Source organism: Delftia sp. PE138 (assembly GCF_018320755.1).
GTDB classification, from domain to species: Bacteria; Pseudomonadota; Gammaproteobacteria; order Burkholderiales; family Burkholderiaceae_C; genus Comamonas; species Comamonas tsuruhatensis.
On record NZ_JABEPN010000008.1, the window covers coordinates 140,217 to 154,915 of the forward strand.

Below are 14,699 nucleotides of genomic sequence, written 5' to 3' on the forward strand. Positions count from 1 at the left end.
CACAAATCCACTACAGAAGAGAGAGCAGCCATGCGCAGCGGCACACGCATCCAGGCGGTGATGGAAGAGATCCAGTCGCGCATTGCCGCGCGCACCTACCTGCCCGGCACGCGCCTGCCCTCGGTGCGCGCGCAGGCGCAGGCCATGCAGGTGTCGGTGTCCACGGTGGTGGAGGCCTATGAGCGGCTGGCGGCCGAGGGGGTGATCGCCTCGCGCCCGGGCTCGGGCTTTTATGTGGCGGGGCCGGTGGCGCCGCTGGCGCTGGGCGGTATCGGGCCGCGCGTGGACAGGGAGGTCGACCCCCTGTGGCTGGCCCGCCAGTCGCTGCAGGCAGATGCCCACGCGCTCAAGCCGGGCTGCGGCTGGCTGCCGCCTTCATGGCTGTACGAGGAAGGCGTGCGCCGCGCGCTGCGCTCCCTGGCGCGCTCGGGCACGCTGGAGCTGACGGAGTACGCAACGCCGCTGGGCCACCCGGCACTGCGCCGCCTGCTGGCGCGGCGCATGGCCGCCATGGGGCTGGAGACCTCGCCAGAGCAGATCCTGCTGACGGAGTCGGGCACGCACTCCATCGACCTGGTCTGCCGTTTCCTGCTGGAGCCCGGCGATACGGTGCTGATCGACGACCCCTGCTATTTCAATTTCCATGCGCTGCTCAAGGCGCACCGCGTTCAGGCCGTGAGCGTGCCCTACACGCCGCAGGGGCCCGACGTGGCCCGGTTCGCCGACGCGCTGCAGGCGCATTCGCCACGCCTGTACATCACCAATTCGGCCATCCACAACCCGACGGGCGCCACGCTGTCGCCACTGGTGGCGCACCGCATCCTGAAGCTGGCCGACAGCTCGGACCTGGTGATCGTGGAGGACGACATCTTCTGCGACCTGGAGACCCATGCGGCGCCCCGGCTGGCGGCCTTCGACGGCCTGTCGCGCGTGATCCAGATCGGCAGCTTCTCCAAGACGGTGTCGGCCTCGCTGCGCTGCGGCTTCATCGCGGCGCGGCCCGACTGGACGCAGGACCTGGCGGACCTGAAGATCGCCACCAACTTCGGCGGCGGGCGCATGGCCGCCGACATCGTGCTGCGCACGCTGACCGACAGCGGCTACCGCAGGCACATGGAGTCCGTGCGGCTGCGGCTGGCGCAGGAGATGGAACGCACGGCCGCGCGGCTGCAGGCCCTGGGCATGAAGCCCTGGCTGGTGCCGCAGGCCGGCATGTTCCTGTGGTGCCAGTTGCCCGGGGGCATGGATGCCACGGCGCTTGCGCGCACCTGCCTGGAAGATGGCGTGGTGCTGGCGCCCGGCAATGCCTTCAGCCAGTCGCAGAGCGCAGGCGACTTCCTGCGCTTCAATGTGGCGCAGTGCTCGGATGCGCGGATCTTCGAGGTGCTGGCGCGGGCGCTGAAGGGCTAGGCCGTTTCAGCCTGCAGCAGGCCGCGCACCCGTGCCTGCACGTGTTCCAGGGACGGCGGCAGGTCGAACAGCACGCGGTAGACGATGGGCGCGGCCAGCGCGTCGATCAGGGTGTCCGCAGCGGGCATCGCCTCGCCACGCCGCGCTGCGCGCTCGCCGATCTGCGCCAGTTGCCCGCGCAGGATTTCCACGCAGGCGCAGGGCGTGTGCTCGTTGCCCGCTGCGGCGGCCATGTCGCGCAGCATGGTGCGGCCCAGCGGCGAGGCCGATTCCTCCAGGAACTGCTCGGCCCAGGCCAGCAGGTCGCCCTCCAGCGTGCCCGTGTCCAGCGGCGCCGCCGTGGGCCGGATGATTTCCACGGCCACATCGGCCAGCAGCTGCTGTAGGTCGCCCCAGCGCCGGTAGAGGGTGGACGGCGTCACGCCCGCCTGGGCGGCGATGAGCGGAAAGCTCAGTTCCTCGCGCGGCATGGTTTCCAGCAGGCCCTTGACGGTCTGGTAGACCGTGGCCTGGATGCGCGCGCTGCGTCCGCCGGGACGGGCGGGACCGCCTGTTTTGGAAAGGGATGGGACTTGCGTGCTCATGGTTATTAAAGCTAAAAATTTGCGTTAACAGCGCACAAGCGCAGAATTCGCTAACGCAAAAACTTTGCATTAATTGTGCAGCAGGGCTCTTAACCATGTCGGTACTGCAACCATCCAACTCCACTCCCGCTGCCCGGCCCGGCCGCAGCCTGGCCGTCCTGGCCTTCGGCCTGGGCAGCTTCTTCGCGGCCTCCAGCGCGCCCACGCCGCTGTACCGGCTCTACCAGCAGGACTGGGGCTTTTCCTCGGGCATGCTGACCCTGGTCTTCGCGGTCTATGCGCTGAGCCTGCTGCTGGCCCTGCTCACCACGGGCGCGCTGTCGGACCACCTGGGCCGCAAGCCCGTGATCCTGGCGGCGCTGCTGCTGGAGATCGTCTCGCTGGCGGTGTTCGCCCGCGCGGGCGACGTGCAGGCCCTGGTGCTGGCGCGCGTGCTGCAGGGCTTTGCCACCGGCATGGCCAGTGCGGCCATGGGCGCGGCGCTGCTGGACCTGCACCGCGAGCGCGGCACGCTGGTGAGCACCATGGCGCCCATGGTCGGCATGGCGGCGGGCATTGTCGTGGCGGGCGAGTTCGCGCAGCTGTGGCGCCAGCAGCTGGGCCTGGTGTTCTGGCTCATGGCGCTGATCTTCGTGGCCGTGGCCGCCGCCATGGCCGTGCTGCCCGAGACGGGCGCGCGCCGCCCCGGCGCACTGGCCGCCATGCGCCCCCGCGTGCGTATTCCGGGCCAGGCCCGGGCCGACTTCATGCGCGTGCTGCCCATGAGCATCACGGTGTGGGCGCTGGGGGGCTTTTACCTGTCGCTGGGCCCGTCGATGATCCGCTCGGTCACGGGCTCGGAGGTCGCTGCCAGCTTTGCCGTGTGCATCAACACGCTGAGCGCCGCCGCCGCCATCTGGACGCTGCGCAGCCGCGCGCCGCGCGCCATGCTGCAGTTCGGCGGCAGCGGCCTGCTGGCCGGGGTGGCCCTGCTGCTGGTCGGCGCCCATCTGCAAAGCCTGCCCCTGGTGCTGGGGGCATCAGTGGTGGCGGGCGCGGGCTTTGGCGTGGGCTTCCAGGGCGCGCTGCGCAGCGTGATCCCGCTGGCCGAGCCGCACGAGCGCGGCGCCCTGATCTCGGCCATCTACATCGCCAGCTACCTGGCGTTCAGCATGCCGGCCATCGCGGCGGGCATGGCCGCCGCGCGCTTCGGCCTGTTGCCGGTCACCTATGCCTACGGCCTGATGCTGATGCTGTTCGCGGGCCTGGCGCTGGCGGGGACGCGCCAGCCCAGGCCGGTGGTGGTGTCCTGAGGCATTGGTTGAAAAATAAAACCATAGCAATCCAGCCTTACTCCACCTGGTGATCAACGGGAAGTAAGGGAGAAAATCTCAGCAGCGGCGCAAAAAAAGTCCAGCCGAACTTGCAGGATCGGCAGGGCTTGTTCGGCATACGGGGAGTCACTCCACTTTTCCCAGCCCCATGCCCCGCACCCTCCCCCACCAGCCCCAGGACGGCCTTGCAGCCGAATGGGGCTGGCCTGCGTCCATGGGGATGGCTGGGGTGGCAGCGGTGCTGGGGGTGGCGATGCTGGTTGCCACGGCAGCGGACTGCGTCCATGCGGCGCCGTCCGCCCAGGCCGCCCAAGCCGGCCAGCGCAGCTTTTCGATTGCGGCCGGCCCGCTCACGCATGTGATCGCGCAGTACGCCAACCAGGCGGGCGTTGCGCTGTCGTTTGATGCCGCGCAGCTGGGCCTGCTGCAGTCCCCGGGGCTGCAGGGCAGCTATGGCGTGGAAGACGGTTTTGCCAGGCTGCTGCAGGGCACGGCGCTGCAGGCGGTGCGCGAGTCCAGCGGCGTCTATACGCTGCGGCCGCTGCCAGCGGCGGCCTCGGGCACGGGCCCGGGCGGGCACACGCTGGGCACGGTCACGGTCCGGGCCACGGCGCCGGCCAGTGCCACGACCGAGGCATCGGACAGCTACGCGGCCAGCCTGGTCACGGGCTACAAGGGGCTTCAGTCGGTGCGCGACATTCCGCAGCCCGTGACCGTGCTCACGCGCCAGTGGCTGGACGAGCAGGCCCTGCCCGACCTGCATGCCGTGCTGCAGCACACGCCGGGCGTGACGGTGGAGTACATCGACAGCGAGCGCATCGCCTATTACTCGCGCGGCTACCAGATCGATTCGCTGCAGGTGGACGGGCTCAATGTGAACCAGGTGGCCTCGGCCTCCACCTTCATCCAGCCCGATACGGCCATGCTGGACCGCGTGGAGGTGCTGCGCGGCGCCACGGGCCTGCTGCGTGGCGCGGGCTCGCCCTCGGCCATGGTGAACATGGTGCGCAAGCGGCCCACGGCGCAATGGCAGGGCTCGGCCGCGCTGACGCTGGGCTCCTGGGACCGCCAGCGCATGGAGGCCGACCTGTCCGGCCCTCTGAACGCAGCCGGCACGCTGCGCGGCCGGCTGGTGGCGCTGGCGGACGACAAGGCATCGTTCCAGACCGCGCGCAAGGAAAAGCGCCTGGGCCTGTACGGCGTGCTGGAGGCGGACCTGGGGCCGCGCACCACGCTCACGGCTGGCCTGCAGCACACGGACCTGCAGGCCACGGGCTCCTGGGGCGGCCTGCCCGCCGCCGCCGACGGCAGCCAGCTCGGCCTGCCGCGCAGCACCTACCTGGGCACGCCCTGGAATACCTGGGACCGCCACAACCAGCAGGCCTTTGCCGAGCTGGAGCACCGGATGGACAGCGGCTGGCAACTGAAGGCCCAGGCGGCGCACACGCGGTTTCGGTCGGACGGGTTCAAGCAGACCTCGTTTTCCAGGGCCAGCGACAGCAATCCCTACCTGTTCGATGTCAGCACCTCCATCTATGGCGGCGACGGCAGCACGCAGAACGCGCTGAGCCTGCTGGCCAGCGGCCCCTTCGAGGCCCTGGGCCGCAGGCACGAGCTGTCGCTGGGCGCCGACCTGCAGCGCATCCGCAGCACGGGCGCCACGGGCTACTGGGGCGTGAGCCCGCTGCGCAATGTGGACATCCGTGGCTGGAATCCGTACACCAGCTACCCCGAGCCCTTCTACAGCGAGGGCAACGGCAACGCCTATTCATCGCCCGTGTCCCACATCCACCAGTACGGCGGATTCGCGCGGGCCCGGCTGTCGCTGACCGACTCGCTCACCGCCATTGCCGGCGCGCGCCTGAGCTGGTGGAGCTATCTCGAACCCGGCAATGCCCAAAGCGGCTACAGCGTGCGCCGCGAGCTGACGCCCTATGCGGGCCTGGTGCATGCGCTGTCGGACACGCTCGACGCCTATGCCAGCTACAGCGAGATCTTCAGCCCCCAGGACAAGAAGGCCGCCGACGGCAGCATCCTGGCGCCCGCCCGGGGCGAGGACCTGGAGGCCGGGCTCAAGGGCAGTTTCATGGACGGCCGGCTGCAGGCCAGCGTGTCGGTGTTCCGCATCCAGCGCGTGGGCAGCGCCATGCAGGACACGGCATCGGCCATGCCCTGCCTGCCGTATTACCCGACCAGCCACTGCTTCATGGCCGGCGGCAAGAGCCGCAGCCAGGGCTGGGAGCTGGAGCTGTCCGGCGAGCCCGCGCCAGGCTGGCAGGTGCTGGCCGGCTACACCTACACCCAGGCCAGGTACCTGCGCGACGCTTCCGAGGCCAACGTGGGCCAGCCGCTGCGCCCCGTGGACCCGCGCCATGCGCTGCGCCTGTTTGCCAGCCACCGCTTCAAGGGGCCCTTGCAGGGATGGACCGCAGGCGCCGGCGTGCGGCTGCAAAGCGATGCCTACGCCAGCGTGGGCGATGTCACCACCCGCCAGGGTGGCTATGCGCTTTTTGACGCGCTGCTGGCCTACCGCCTGGACGACACCTACTCGCTGCAGCTGAACGTGAGCAACCTGCTGGACAAGCGCTACTACGCCAAGTTCTCGCCCAACAGCACCTACTTCAACAACTACTACGGCGATCCGCGCAACGTCACGGTGTCGCTGCGCGCGCGCTTCTAGGGCCACGGCCGGCCTGCCCTCCTTTCCCTGTTTTTCTTCCCCGGTTTTTCTTCACGGTTTTTCCAACCTTTGCACATGACTGCCATGACGCACCACAGCACTCCTGCGGACTTCCGCTTCGCTCCCCATCCCCTCACGCGCCTGATCCGCCAATGCCTGGGCGCCGGCCTGGCCCTGGCCGCCGTGGGCGTGGCGGCCCAGACGGCCGAGGGCCCGGCCCTCAAGGAGGTGACGGTGAGCGACCAGGCCGAGGCCATCGGCGGACTGCAAAAGACCTATGCCGGCGGCCAGATCGCGCGCGGCGGCGACCTGGGCATCCTGGGCAAGACCGACCAGATGAACGTGCCCTTCAGCACGACCAACTACACCTCGGAGCTGATCGAGAACCAGCAGGCGCTGACCATCGCCGACGTGGTGATGAACGATGCCTCGGTGCGCACGCTGCAGGCGCGCGGCGGCTATGGCGATGACTTCCAGGTGCGGGGCTTTTCCCTGTCCATGCGCGATGTGTCGGTGAACGGCCTGTACGGCCTGTCGCCCTCCACGCGCCTGCCGCTGGAGGTGATCGAGCGCGTGGAAGTGCTCAAGGGCCCCGGCTCGCTGACCAATGGCGTGGGTCCCAGCGGCAGCATCGGCGGCAGCATCAACGTGGTGACCAAGCGCGCGGGCGACGTGCCGTTGAACCGCCTGACCGCCACCTACATGGGCAAGGCCCAGTTCGGCACCCACCTGGACGTGGGCCGCCGCTTTGGCGAAGACAACCAGTGGGGCGTGCGCGTTAACGGCGTGTGGCGCAACGGCGAAGGCAACATCGACGGCGGCCGCCAGCGCCTGGGCCTGGCCTCGGTGGGCCTGGACTACGAAGGCCAGGGCCTGCGCTGGTCGCTGGACGCGCTGACCACCAGCGGCAAGACCACGGAGTTCCGCCCGCAAAGCGCCTTCCTGGCCGGCATCACCCAGGTGCCAGCCGTGCCCGACAGCCGCACCAACTTCAACCCGGGCACGGAACTGCTGGACAAGGCCAAGACCGTGATCTCGCGCGTGGAATACGACATCAACGCCAACACCTCCGTCTACGGCGGCGTGGGCTACAGCGATGTGTCCAGCGACCAGAGCTTCCCCACGGCCGTGCAGCGCATCGACTCGCTGGGCAACTTCACCGTGCGCAACGGCTTCTACGACGAGTTCAACAAGACCACCTCGGCCGACGTGGGCCTGCGCACACGCTTCAAGACCGGCGCCATCGGCCACACCGTGGTGGCCGCGGCCAACTACATGGACCGCGAGAGCGGCTACTTCTACCAGCTGACCACCAAAGCCGTCCCCTCCAACATCTACAACCCGTCGCCCCTGCCTGCCATCGACTTCGTGCGCGGCGCGCCCACCAAGAACGCCGAGCTGACGCAGCACAGCCTGGCGCTGGCCGACACCATGGCGCTGTTCAGCGACCGCCTGCTGGTGACCGTGGGCCTGCGCGACCAGACCATCGACCAGAAGAACGCCAGCGGCACCACGCTGTACAAGGCCAGCGCCGTGACGCCGCTGGCCGGCGTGGTGTTCAAGCCGCAGAACCATGTCGCGGTCTACGCCAACTACACGGCAGGCCTGTCGGCAGGCGGCACGGCCGGGCCCAACACGGCCAATGCCGGCCAGGTGTTCGCGCCGCAGAAGTCCAAGCAGTACGAGGTCGGCGTGAAGGTGGACTGGGGCCGCATGACCACGCAGGCCGCGCTCTACCAGATCCAGCGCCCGGGCTCCATGACAGACCCGGTGACCAATGTCTACAGCTTCGGCGGCGAGACACGCAACCGCGGCCTGGAGCTGACCGCCTACGGCGAGATCCACAAGGGCCTGCGCCTGCTGGCCAGCGCGGCCTTCAACAACGCCAAGCTCTCGCGCACGGCAGGCGGCGTGAACCAGGGCAACGATGCCAACGGCGTGCCCGAGCGCACCTTCAACCTGGGCCTGGACTGGGATACGCCCTGGGTGGAGGGCCTGAGCCTGAACGGCCGCGTGATCCACACCTCGTCCATGTACTACGACGCGGCCAACATCCTGCGCATGCCCGGCTGGACACGCCTGGACCTGGGCGCACGCCTGCGCACCCACGTGGCCGGCAAGCCGGTGGTGCTGCGCGCCAGCCTGGAGAACGTCAGCAACAAGAGCTACTGGGTGACTGCCGCCGGCTACACCACCACGGGCGCACCGCGCACGCTGATGCTGTCGGCACAAGTGGACTTCTAAGCCCCCGGCAACCGGCAACCGCCCCGCCCCCGGCATGGCGCCGGGGGCGCGGTGATGGCGGGGGCCCCCGGCCCCCTTCTGTCAGAGAAAAGAACACCCCATGCAAAGCCACACGATCAAGACCTGGGCCTGGTTGCACAAATGGAGCAGCCTGGTCTGCACCGTCTTCATGCTGCTGCTGTGCCTGACCGGCCTTCCGCTGATCTTCCACCACGAAATCGGCCACCTGCTGGGCACCGAGGTGGAGGCCCCGCCCATGCCCCAGGGCACGCCCCATGCCAGCCTGGACAAGGTGCTGGAGGTGGCCCGTGCCCAGCACCCGGACCGCGTGGTGCAGTTCGTCTCCAAGTCCGACGACACCGACGACCTCTGGTTCGTCACCATGACGCCCACGCCGGCGCCCACGGACGATTTCCGCTCCGTGGTCATCGATGCGCGCACGGCCGAACTGCTGGCCCAGCCGCGCTTCGACCAGGGCTTCATGTGGGTCATGTTCAAGCTGCACGTGGACCTGTTCGCGGGGCTGCCGGGCAAGCTGTTCCTGGGCTTCATGGGGCTGCTGCTGCTGATCGCCATCGTCAGCGGCGTGGTGCTGTACGCGCCCTTCATGCGCAAGCTCGATTTCGGCACCGTGCGCCGCACGCGCCAGCCGCGCCTGAAGTGGCTGGACCTGCACAACCTGCTGGGCATCGTCACCCTGGTGTGGCTGTTCGTGGTGGGCGCCACCGGCATGATCAATACCTGGGCCGACCTGCTGATCAAGTACTGGCAGCATGACCAGCTCAGCAGCGTGCTGGCGCCCTACCAGGGCCAGGACACGGTGCCGGTGGCGGAGCGCGCCTCGCTGCAGCAATCGCTGCAGGCCGCCCAGCAGCAGGTGCCGGGCACCAGGCTGTACTTCATCGCCTTCCCCGGCACCACGTTCTCCAGCCCGCACCACCACACCTTCTTCCTGCGCGGCAACGAGCCCCTGACCTCGCGCCTGTTCCTGCCCGTGCTGGTGGACGCCAGGACCGCCCAGGTCACGGCAGCGCCCGCCCTGCCCTGGTATCTGACGGCGCTGCTGGTGTCCCAGCCGCTGCACTTCGGCGACTACGGCGGGCGGGCCATGCAGATCCTCTGGGCGTTGCTGGACATCGCCAGCATCATCGTGCTGGGCACCGGCCTGTACCTGTGGGTCAAAAAGGGCAAGAGCCTGCCGGCCGCGCAGCCCGCGCCGCGCGGCAAGGAGGTCTCGGCATGAGCGGCGCGCGACACCGGGGCTTTCTCGCCCTCTGGGGCTGGCCCATCGCGCTGGGCGTGCTGACGGCCATCGGCCTGGTCTCGGCCCTGTTCAGCGACGGCGGCCTTGGCGACATGCTGGCCGGAGTCTGCCTGGCCGTTCCCACGGCGGCAGGGATCTGGCATGGATGGCTGCGGCGCAGGCCGCCGGGCTGAAGCCGGGGCAGGCCGGCACGGCGCTCAGTCGCGCGGGTCGCGCTGGCCTGCGCTTTCCAGCAGCTGCTGCAAGGCTTCGCCCAGTGGCCGCCAGACATCGGTGACACCGGCCCAGTCGCCGGCCAGGCAGGCCTGCTCCAGGCTCCTGGTCAGTCCGCTGGCCCGCTCCTGTCCCAGCAGGCGCAAAACGCTCTGCAGGCTGTGCGCCTGCCTGCGCAGGGCCATGGCGTTCTGCTCCGCGATAAGGACCTCCATCCGGGCGATATCGTCGGGCAAGTGTGCAAGGCAGATGTCACGGTAGCTGTGGAACAGGCCTGCGTCGCCACCAAAGAAATTGGCGATGGCGAGCGCGTCCGACGGCGCCTCCGGTTGCACATCCGGTCGCACATCCGGTCGCACATCCGGCTGCGCATCGGCGCCCTCGCCCGTCCCGGCCTCCTGCCTGGGAGGGGGAGGCGGCGCATGCTGCTGGAGCACCGACTCCACGCAGTCCACCAGTTGCGCCACCGACACCGGCTTGAGCAGCACGCGCCACACCTTCAACTGCTCCAGCTGCAGCGCAACATCGGCCCGCACGCCGGCACTGAAGACCACGGCGCAGCAGCCCGCCTGCGGCGAGCGGCGCAGCCACTCGATCAGCTCCACGCCGGAGGCGCCGGGCAGCATCAGATCGGTGATCAGCAGGGCAAAGGACTGGGTTTGCAGCAGTTGCTGGGCCTGCTCCGCACTCGTGCAGGACACCAGCGTGAGGGGCAGGCCCTCCAGCGCCAGCGCAACGAACCGCGCAATCGAGGCATCGTCCTCGACCAGCAGGACCGCGGGAAGGGGCGCGTTCACGCCGCCGGCCCGCCCAGCAGCCCGCCCAGCGCTTCGGGCAGTTCCTGCACCAGCTGGGGCTTGTGGATCACGCGCACGCCGCCCAATGCGAAGGCATAGGCCTCGCGCTCTGACGCCTCCAGCGAGGTGACCACCAGCAGCTTGCAGCGCGCGAACTGCTCATGGGTGCGCAAGGTGGTGATCAGGGCGGCTCCATCGATGTCGGGCAGCAGGATGTCCACCAGCAGCACATCGGGCTGGATCTGGCCGTACAGCGCCATGCCCGTGATCCCGTCGTTCGCCACATGCAGCTGGACGTCGGGAAAGTGACGCTGCACCAGCATGCGTACCAGATTCTGGAAGTGCACGGAGTCCTCGATCAGCAGCACGCGCTGCCCGGTGCCCGATCCCGCCTGGGCAGGGGCCGGCGCCTGTGCCACCGCTGGTGCGCCGGGCACCCCGGGCGCTGCGCGCTCGCCCTGCCTGCTGCGCCAGCGCTCCACGGAAGCGCGCGTAATGCGGCGATGGCCTCCGGGCGTCTTCCAGGCCTCCAGCTCGCCGCGATCGACCATGAGCTGGACCGATCGCACGGCCATGCCCAGCAGCTTTGCCACCTCGGCAGTCGTGTAGTGCGGAATTTGGCCTGATGGGGTGCTGTTCTCGGACATGGCAGCAATTTTGCATCAAATACGATTGAAAAATTCAATATAAATTTGATGAATTTGATATTTATGATTTAGCCTCACGCAGCCCCCTTCAACTGCGTTGTGAAAGGTCCGCCATGAAGAAGATACTGATCGTCGAAGACCAGGCCGACATCCGCAAACTGCTGCGCATGACGCTGGAGTCCGGCGCCTACGAGGTCATGGAGGTGCCCACCGCCGACGAAGCCTGGGCCGTGGCCCAGCGCAACAAGCCCGATATCGTGCTGCTGGACATGATGATGCCCGGCACGCTGGACGGCCTGGAGGTGTGCTGTCGCATCAAGACCTCCTACGATCTGCGGCATACCCTGGTGGTGCTGCTCACCGCCCGGGACAGCGCAGAGGACCGCGAGGCGGGCTTCAATGCGGGCGCCGACGAATACCTGGTCAAGCCCTTCAGCCCGACCCGGCTGCTGCAGATCCTGGCCAGCCTTGAAAGGAGCGACTGATGATGATGCGCGCACGGGAGACCGGCCGCGTGGACCTGTCCATGGCAGACGGCCCGTCCAGCCGCAGGCTGGCGGACGGCTGGCACTGGATGCAGGCGTTCGCGCCGGCCCGGCCCGTTCCTGTGCCGCACGACGGGTTGACCGCCATCGTCGCGCCCCGGAATTTCTGATGGAGCATCTTCATCATGTCTGATCGAGCTACCGCGCATCATTTCCTGGGTGCCGGACGCAGCGCCCACATCAAGGCACTGGTGCTGACCTTTGCCCTATGCGTGCTTGCCGGGCTGGTGCTCTTCGTCTGGAGCCAGCTGCACGCCGAGGCCGACCAGAGCAAGTCCCAGGCCGCACTGCTGGCGCGCGTGCTGGAGGACCAGACGGCCAAGACCTTCGAGAACACCGAAATGGCCCTGTCCAGCCTGGCGCACCACCCCGCCATCCTGGCCGCCGGCAGCACGCGCAGCACGCGCGAGGCCGCCATGGCCCAGCTGATCGCCCAGCTGCCCTACCTGCGCAGCATGGCCCTGCTCGACGACAAGGGACTCATCCTGGCCAGCACCCAGGCGGGCGAGGCCGGCCAGCAGATCGACATGCAGGAGCTGCTGCACGACAAGAGCGCCGTCGTCGTGCCCGGCAAGCCCCTGCTGGGCCGGCTGGTGCCCGGCCGTGGCCTGTCGGCCCTGGCGCCCCGCGCGCACCCGTCGCCGCGCGGCGTATCGTTTCTGCCGCAGCTGCTGGGCTTTCACCAGGACAACGGCATGCCCGCCGTGCTGGTGGCCCTGATCAACCCCGACGCCGTGGCCAACTTCTACCAGGCCACGCTGGAGATCCTCAGCTACGAGGCCGTGCTGCTGACCTACGACGGCCGGCCGCTGGCCAGCACCAATGCGGGCACGGGCGTGCAGGCGACCGCCGTGCTGCAGACACCGCTGTTCCGGCAATGGCTGCCGCACAGCGAATTCGGCTCCTACATCGGCGCGGGCATGCTCGGCTCCCATGAGATCGTGTCGTTTCGCACCGTGCGCAACTGGCCGCTGCTGCTGGTGGTGGAGGAGCCCTACGCAGCCCTGGTGGCGCGCTGGAGGGATGACGCCTTCGCCTTCTTCGTGGCCGGCGTGGCCCTGCTGGCCCTGGTGCTGGGCCTGAGCTGGTCGGTGCTCAAGACGCGCAGGGAGCAGAAGACGGCACAGCAGGCCATGGAGCAGGCCCAGGCGCGCCTGGCGCGCAGCGAGCATGAGATGGCCGTGCTCATGCGCAGCGTGCAGGAGCTGATCTTTCGCACTGACAGCGAGGGTCTGCTGACCTTCGTGAACGCACGCTGGGAACAGCTGACCGGCCAGCCCAGCTCCGAGGCCGTAGGGCAGCCGCTGGAGAACATCGTGGACGGCCCGTACCGCGCGCAGATCCAGGCCCTGCTCGATCCCCTGGCCCGGCTGGCGCCGCGCAACTGCCAGGCCATGTTCCAGCTGCCGGGCCACCGGGAAATACTCTGCGACATCGCCGTCGTCCCCCTGCTGCGCGACGGCCGGCTCGTGGGCTTCGCGGGCAGCGCCGTGGACGTGACGGCCCGCTGGAAGGCCCAGCAGGAACTGCAGACCCAGCTGGCCTTCCAGCACCTGCTGTTCGAGACCACGCCCCTGCCCATGCTGGTCACCGACGCGGACCACCGCGTGGTACTGGTCAACAAGGCCTGGGAGGACTTCTTCGGCCGCGGCCGCTATGCCGTGCTCGGCCACGAGATCAAGGGCCTGCACTCGCGCGACGATGCCCTGCTGCAGATACGCAGCAACCAGGTCGTGATGCGCTCGGGCCAGCGCATGGTGCTGGAGGCCCGGCTGCCCCACATGGACGGCAGCTACCGCGACGTGCAGATCTCCAAGGCGGCGGTCAAGGATGCCCAGGGGCAGACCACCGGCGTGCTCAGCATCTTTGTGGATGTGAGCGAATTCCGCGCGGCCGAGCATGCCACGCGCGAGGCCCGCGACGCGGCCGAGGAGGCCTTCCGCGTGAAGTCGGAATTCGTCGCCAACATGAGCCATGAGCTGCGCACCCCGCTGCAGTCCATCATGGGCTTTGCCGAGCTGGGCAGCCTGCGCTCGCGCGGCAATCCCGCCATGGCCGACATGTTCAACGACATCCATGCGGCGGGCCAGCGCATGCTGGCCCTGGTCAATGACCTGCTCGATGTGGCCAAGCTGGACAGCGCCGTGGGAACCATCCACCTGGAGCGCACGGACCTGCGCAGCCTGATCCGGCCGGTCGTGCGCGAGCTGGAGCCGCAGCAGCAGCACAAGCTCATCGACCTGCGGCTCGAACTCGACGACGCCCCGCTGATCGCCAAGGCCGACCCCGTGCGCTTCCAGCAGGTGGTGCGCAATGTGCTGGCCAATGCCATCAAGTTCTCGCCCATCGGCGGGCGCATCGATGTGCAGGGCCGCATCGACGGNATGCTGGCCCTGGTCAATGACCTGCTCGATGTGGCCAAGCTGGACAGCGCCGTGGGAACCATCCACCTGGAGCGCACGGACCTGCGCAGCCTGATCCGGCCGGTCGTGCGCGAGCTGGAGCCGCAGCAGCAGCACAAGCTCATCGACCTGCGGCTCGAACTCGACGACGCCCCGCTGATCGCCAAGGCCGACCCCGTGCGCTTCCAGCAGGTGGTGCGCAATGTGCTGGCCAATGCCATCAAGTTCTCGCCCATCGGCGGGCGCATCGATGTGCAGGGCCGCATCGACGGGCAGGGCGACATCTGCATCGCCTTCTCCGACCAGGGCCCGGGCATTCCGCCGCAGGAGCTGGACAAGATCTTCCAGCCCTTCGTGCAGTCCAGCAAGACCCGCAACGGCTCGGGCGGCACGGGCCTGGGGCTGGCCATCTGCCGCAAGATCATCGACGCCATGGACGGCACCATCGTGGCCAGCAACCGGCCCGAGGGCGGCTCGCTGTTTCGCATCACCCTTCCCTGCCGCAGCGCATCGGAGACGCGCCCGGCGGAGCTGCTGTAGCGGCACCGCCGGCCGGCGCGCCTGCGGCCGGCAAACGGGTGGTGAACAAGTGGCAAACGG

12 protein-coding genes are annotated in these 14,699 nt (G+C 68.8%); 9 read left to right on the forward strand and 3 right to left on the reverse strand.

The annotated features are described in order from the left end of the window. Positions 1–30: 30 nt before the first annotated feature. Positions 31–1,410 carry an aminotransferase-like domain-containing protein gene (locus tag HFGMBDPB_RS23835; protein WP_047219778.1) on the forward strand — a complete coding sequence of 460 codons (1,380 nt, stop codon included), beginning with the start codon at positions 31–33 and terminating at the stop codon, positions 1,408–1,410. On the opposite strand, the gene HFGMBDPB_RS23840 is transcribed toward HFGMBDPB_RS23835, so the two are convergent. Next, positions 1,407–1,994, reverse strand: coding sequence for a TetR/AcrR family transcriptional regulator (locus HFGMBDPB_RS23840; RefSeq protein ID WP_212646435.1), 588 nt, complete (start codon positions 1,992–1,994; stop codon positions 1,407–1,409). The genes HFGMBDPB_RS23835 and HFGMBDPB_RS23840 overlap by 4 nt on opposite strands. Before the next feature lie 95 nt (positions 1,995–2,089). Between HFGMBDPB_RS23840 and HFGMBDPB_RS23845 the strand changes: the two genes are divergently transcribed. The 5 genes from HFGMBDPB_RS23845 to HFGMBDPB_RS23865 all read left to right on the forward strand — a co-directional run bounded on the left by HFGMBDPB_RS23845 (position 2,090) and on the right by HFGMBDPB_RS23865 (position 9,668). After that, positions 2,090–3,286, forward strand: coding sequence for an MFS transporter (locus tag HFGMBDPB_RS23845; protein ID WP_212646436.1), 1,197 nt, complete (start codon positions 2,090–2,092; stop codon positions 3,284–3,286). 169 nt (positions 3,287–3,455) lie between these two features. After that, the gene (locus tag HFGMBDPB_RS23850; RefSeq protein ID WP_212646437.1) at positions 3,456–5,987 is read left to right on the forward strand and encodes a TonB-dependent siderophore receptor; all 2,532 of its coding nucleotides are present in this window, start codon (positions 3,456–3,458) and stop codon (positions 5,985–5,987) included. A 75-nt stretch (positions 5,988–6,062) separates the two neighbouring features. Then, positions 6,063–8,231 carry a TonB-dependent receptor gene (locus HFGMBDPB_RS23855; protein ID WP_046240187.1) on the forward strand — a complete coding sequence of 723 codons (2,169 nt, stop codon included), beginning with the start codon at positions 6,063–6,065 and terminating at the stop codon, positions 8,229–8,231. A 100-nt stretch (positions 8,232–8,331) separates the two neighbouring features. Further along, positions 8,332–9,474, forward strand: a complete 1,143-nt coding sequence (locus HFGMBDPB_RS23860) for a PepSY-associated TM helix domain-containing protein (protein WP_047219775.1) — start codon at positions 8,332–8,334, stop codon at positions 9,472–9,474. Further along, positions 9,471–9,668: a hypothetical protein gene (locus HFGMBDPB_RS23865; RefSeq protein ID WP_016450117.1), complete on the forward strand. Its 198-nt coding sequence runs from the start codon at positions 9,471–9,473 to the stop codon at positions 9,666–9,668. The genes HFGMBDPB_RS23860 and HFGMBDPB_RS23865 overlap by 4 nt, the downstream gene beginning before the upstream one ends. A gap of 24 nt (positions 9,669–9,692) precedes the next feature. On the opposite strand, the gene HFGMBDPB_RS23870 is transcribed toward HFGMBDPB_RS23865, so the two are convergent. Then, positions 9,693–10,505: an Hpt domain-containing response regulator gene (locus HFGMBDPB_RS23870; RefSeq protein WP_046240185.1), complete on the reverse strand. Its 813-nt coding sequence runs from the start codon at positions 10,503–10,505 to the stop codon at positions 9,693–9,695. Continuing rightward, on the reverse strand, positions 10,502–11,152 hold the full coding sequence (locus tag HFGMBDPB_RS23875; RefSeq protein ID WP_016450119.1) for a response regulator: 651 nt from the start codon (positions 11,150–11,152) through the stop codon (positions 10,502–10,504). The genes HFGMBDPB_RS23870 and HFGMBDPB_RS23875 overlap by 4 nt, the downstream gene beginning before the upstream one ends. Positions 11,153–11,265: 113 nt before the next feature. Between HFGMBDPB_RS23875 and HFGMBDPB_RS23880 the strand changes: the two genes are divergently transcribed. From HFGMBDPB_RS23880 to HFGMBDPB_RS23890, 3 genes are read left to right on the forward strand one after another with little or no spacing between them, the layout of a single operon-like run. Then, entirely contained in the window at positions 11,266–11,637 is a 372-nt protein-coding gene (locus HFGMBDPB_RS23880) for a response regulator transcription factor (protein ID WP_017407052.1), read from the forward strand. Then, positions 11,637–11,807 (forward strand): hypothetical protein, encoded by a 171-nt coding sequence (locus tag HFGMBDPB_RS23885; RefSeq protein WP_017407051.1) that lies wholly within the window; start codon positions 11,637–11,639, stop codon positions 11,805–11,807. Before HFGMBDPB_RS23880 ends, HFGMBDPB_RS23885 begins: the two co-directional genes overlap by 1 nt. A 15-nt stretch (positions 11,808–11,822) precedes the next feature. Beyond that, on the forward strand, positions 11,823–14,639 hold the full coding sequence (locus HFGMBDPB_RS23890) for a sensor histidine kinase (protein ID WP_249343665.1): 2,817 nt from the start codon (positions 11,823–11,825) through the stop codon (positions 14,637–14,639). The last annotated feature ends 60 nt before the right edge of the window (positions 14,640–14,699 follow it).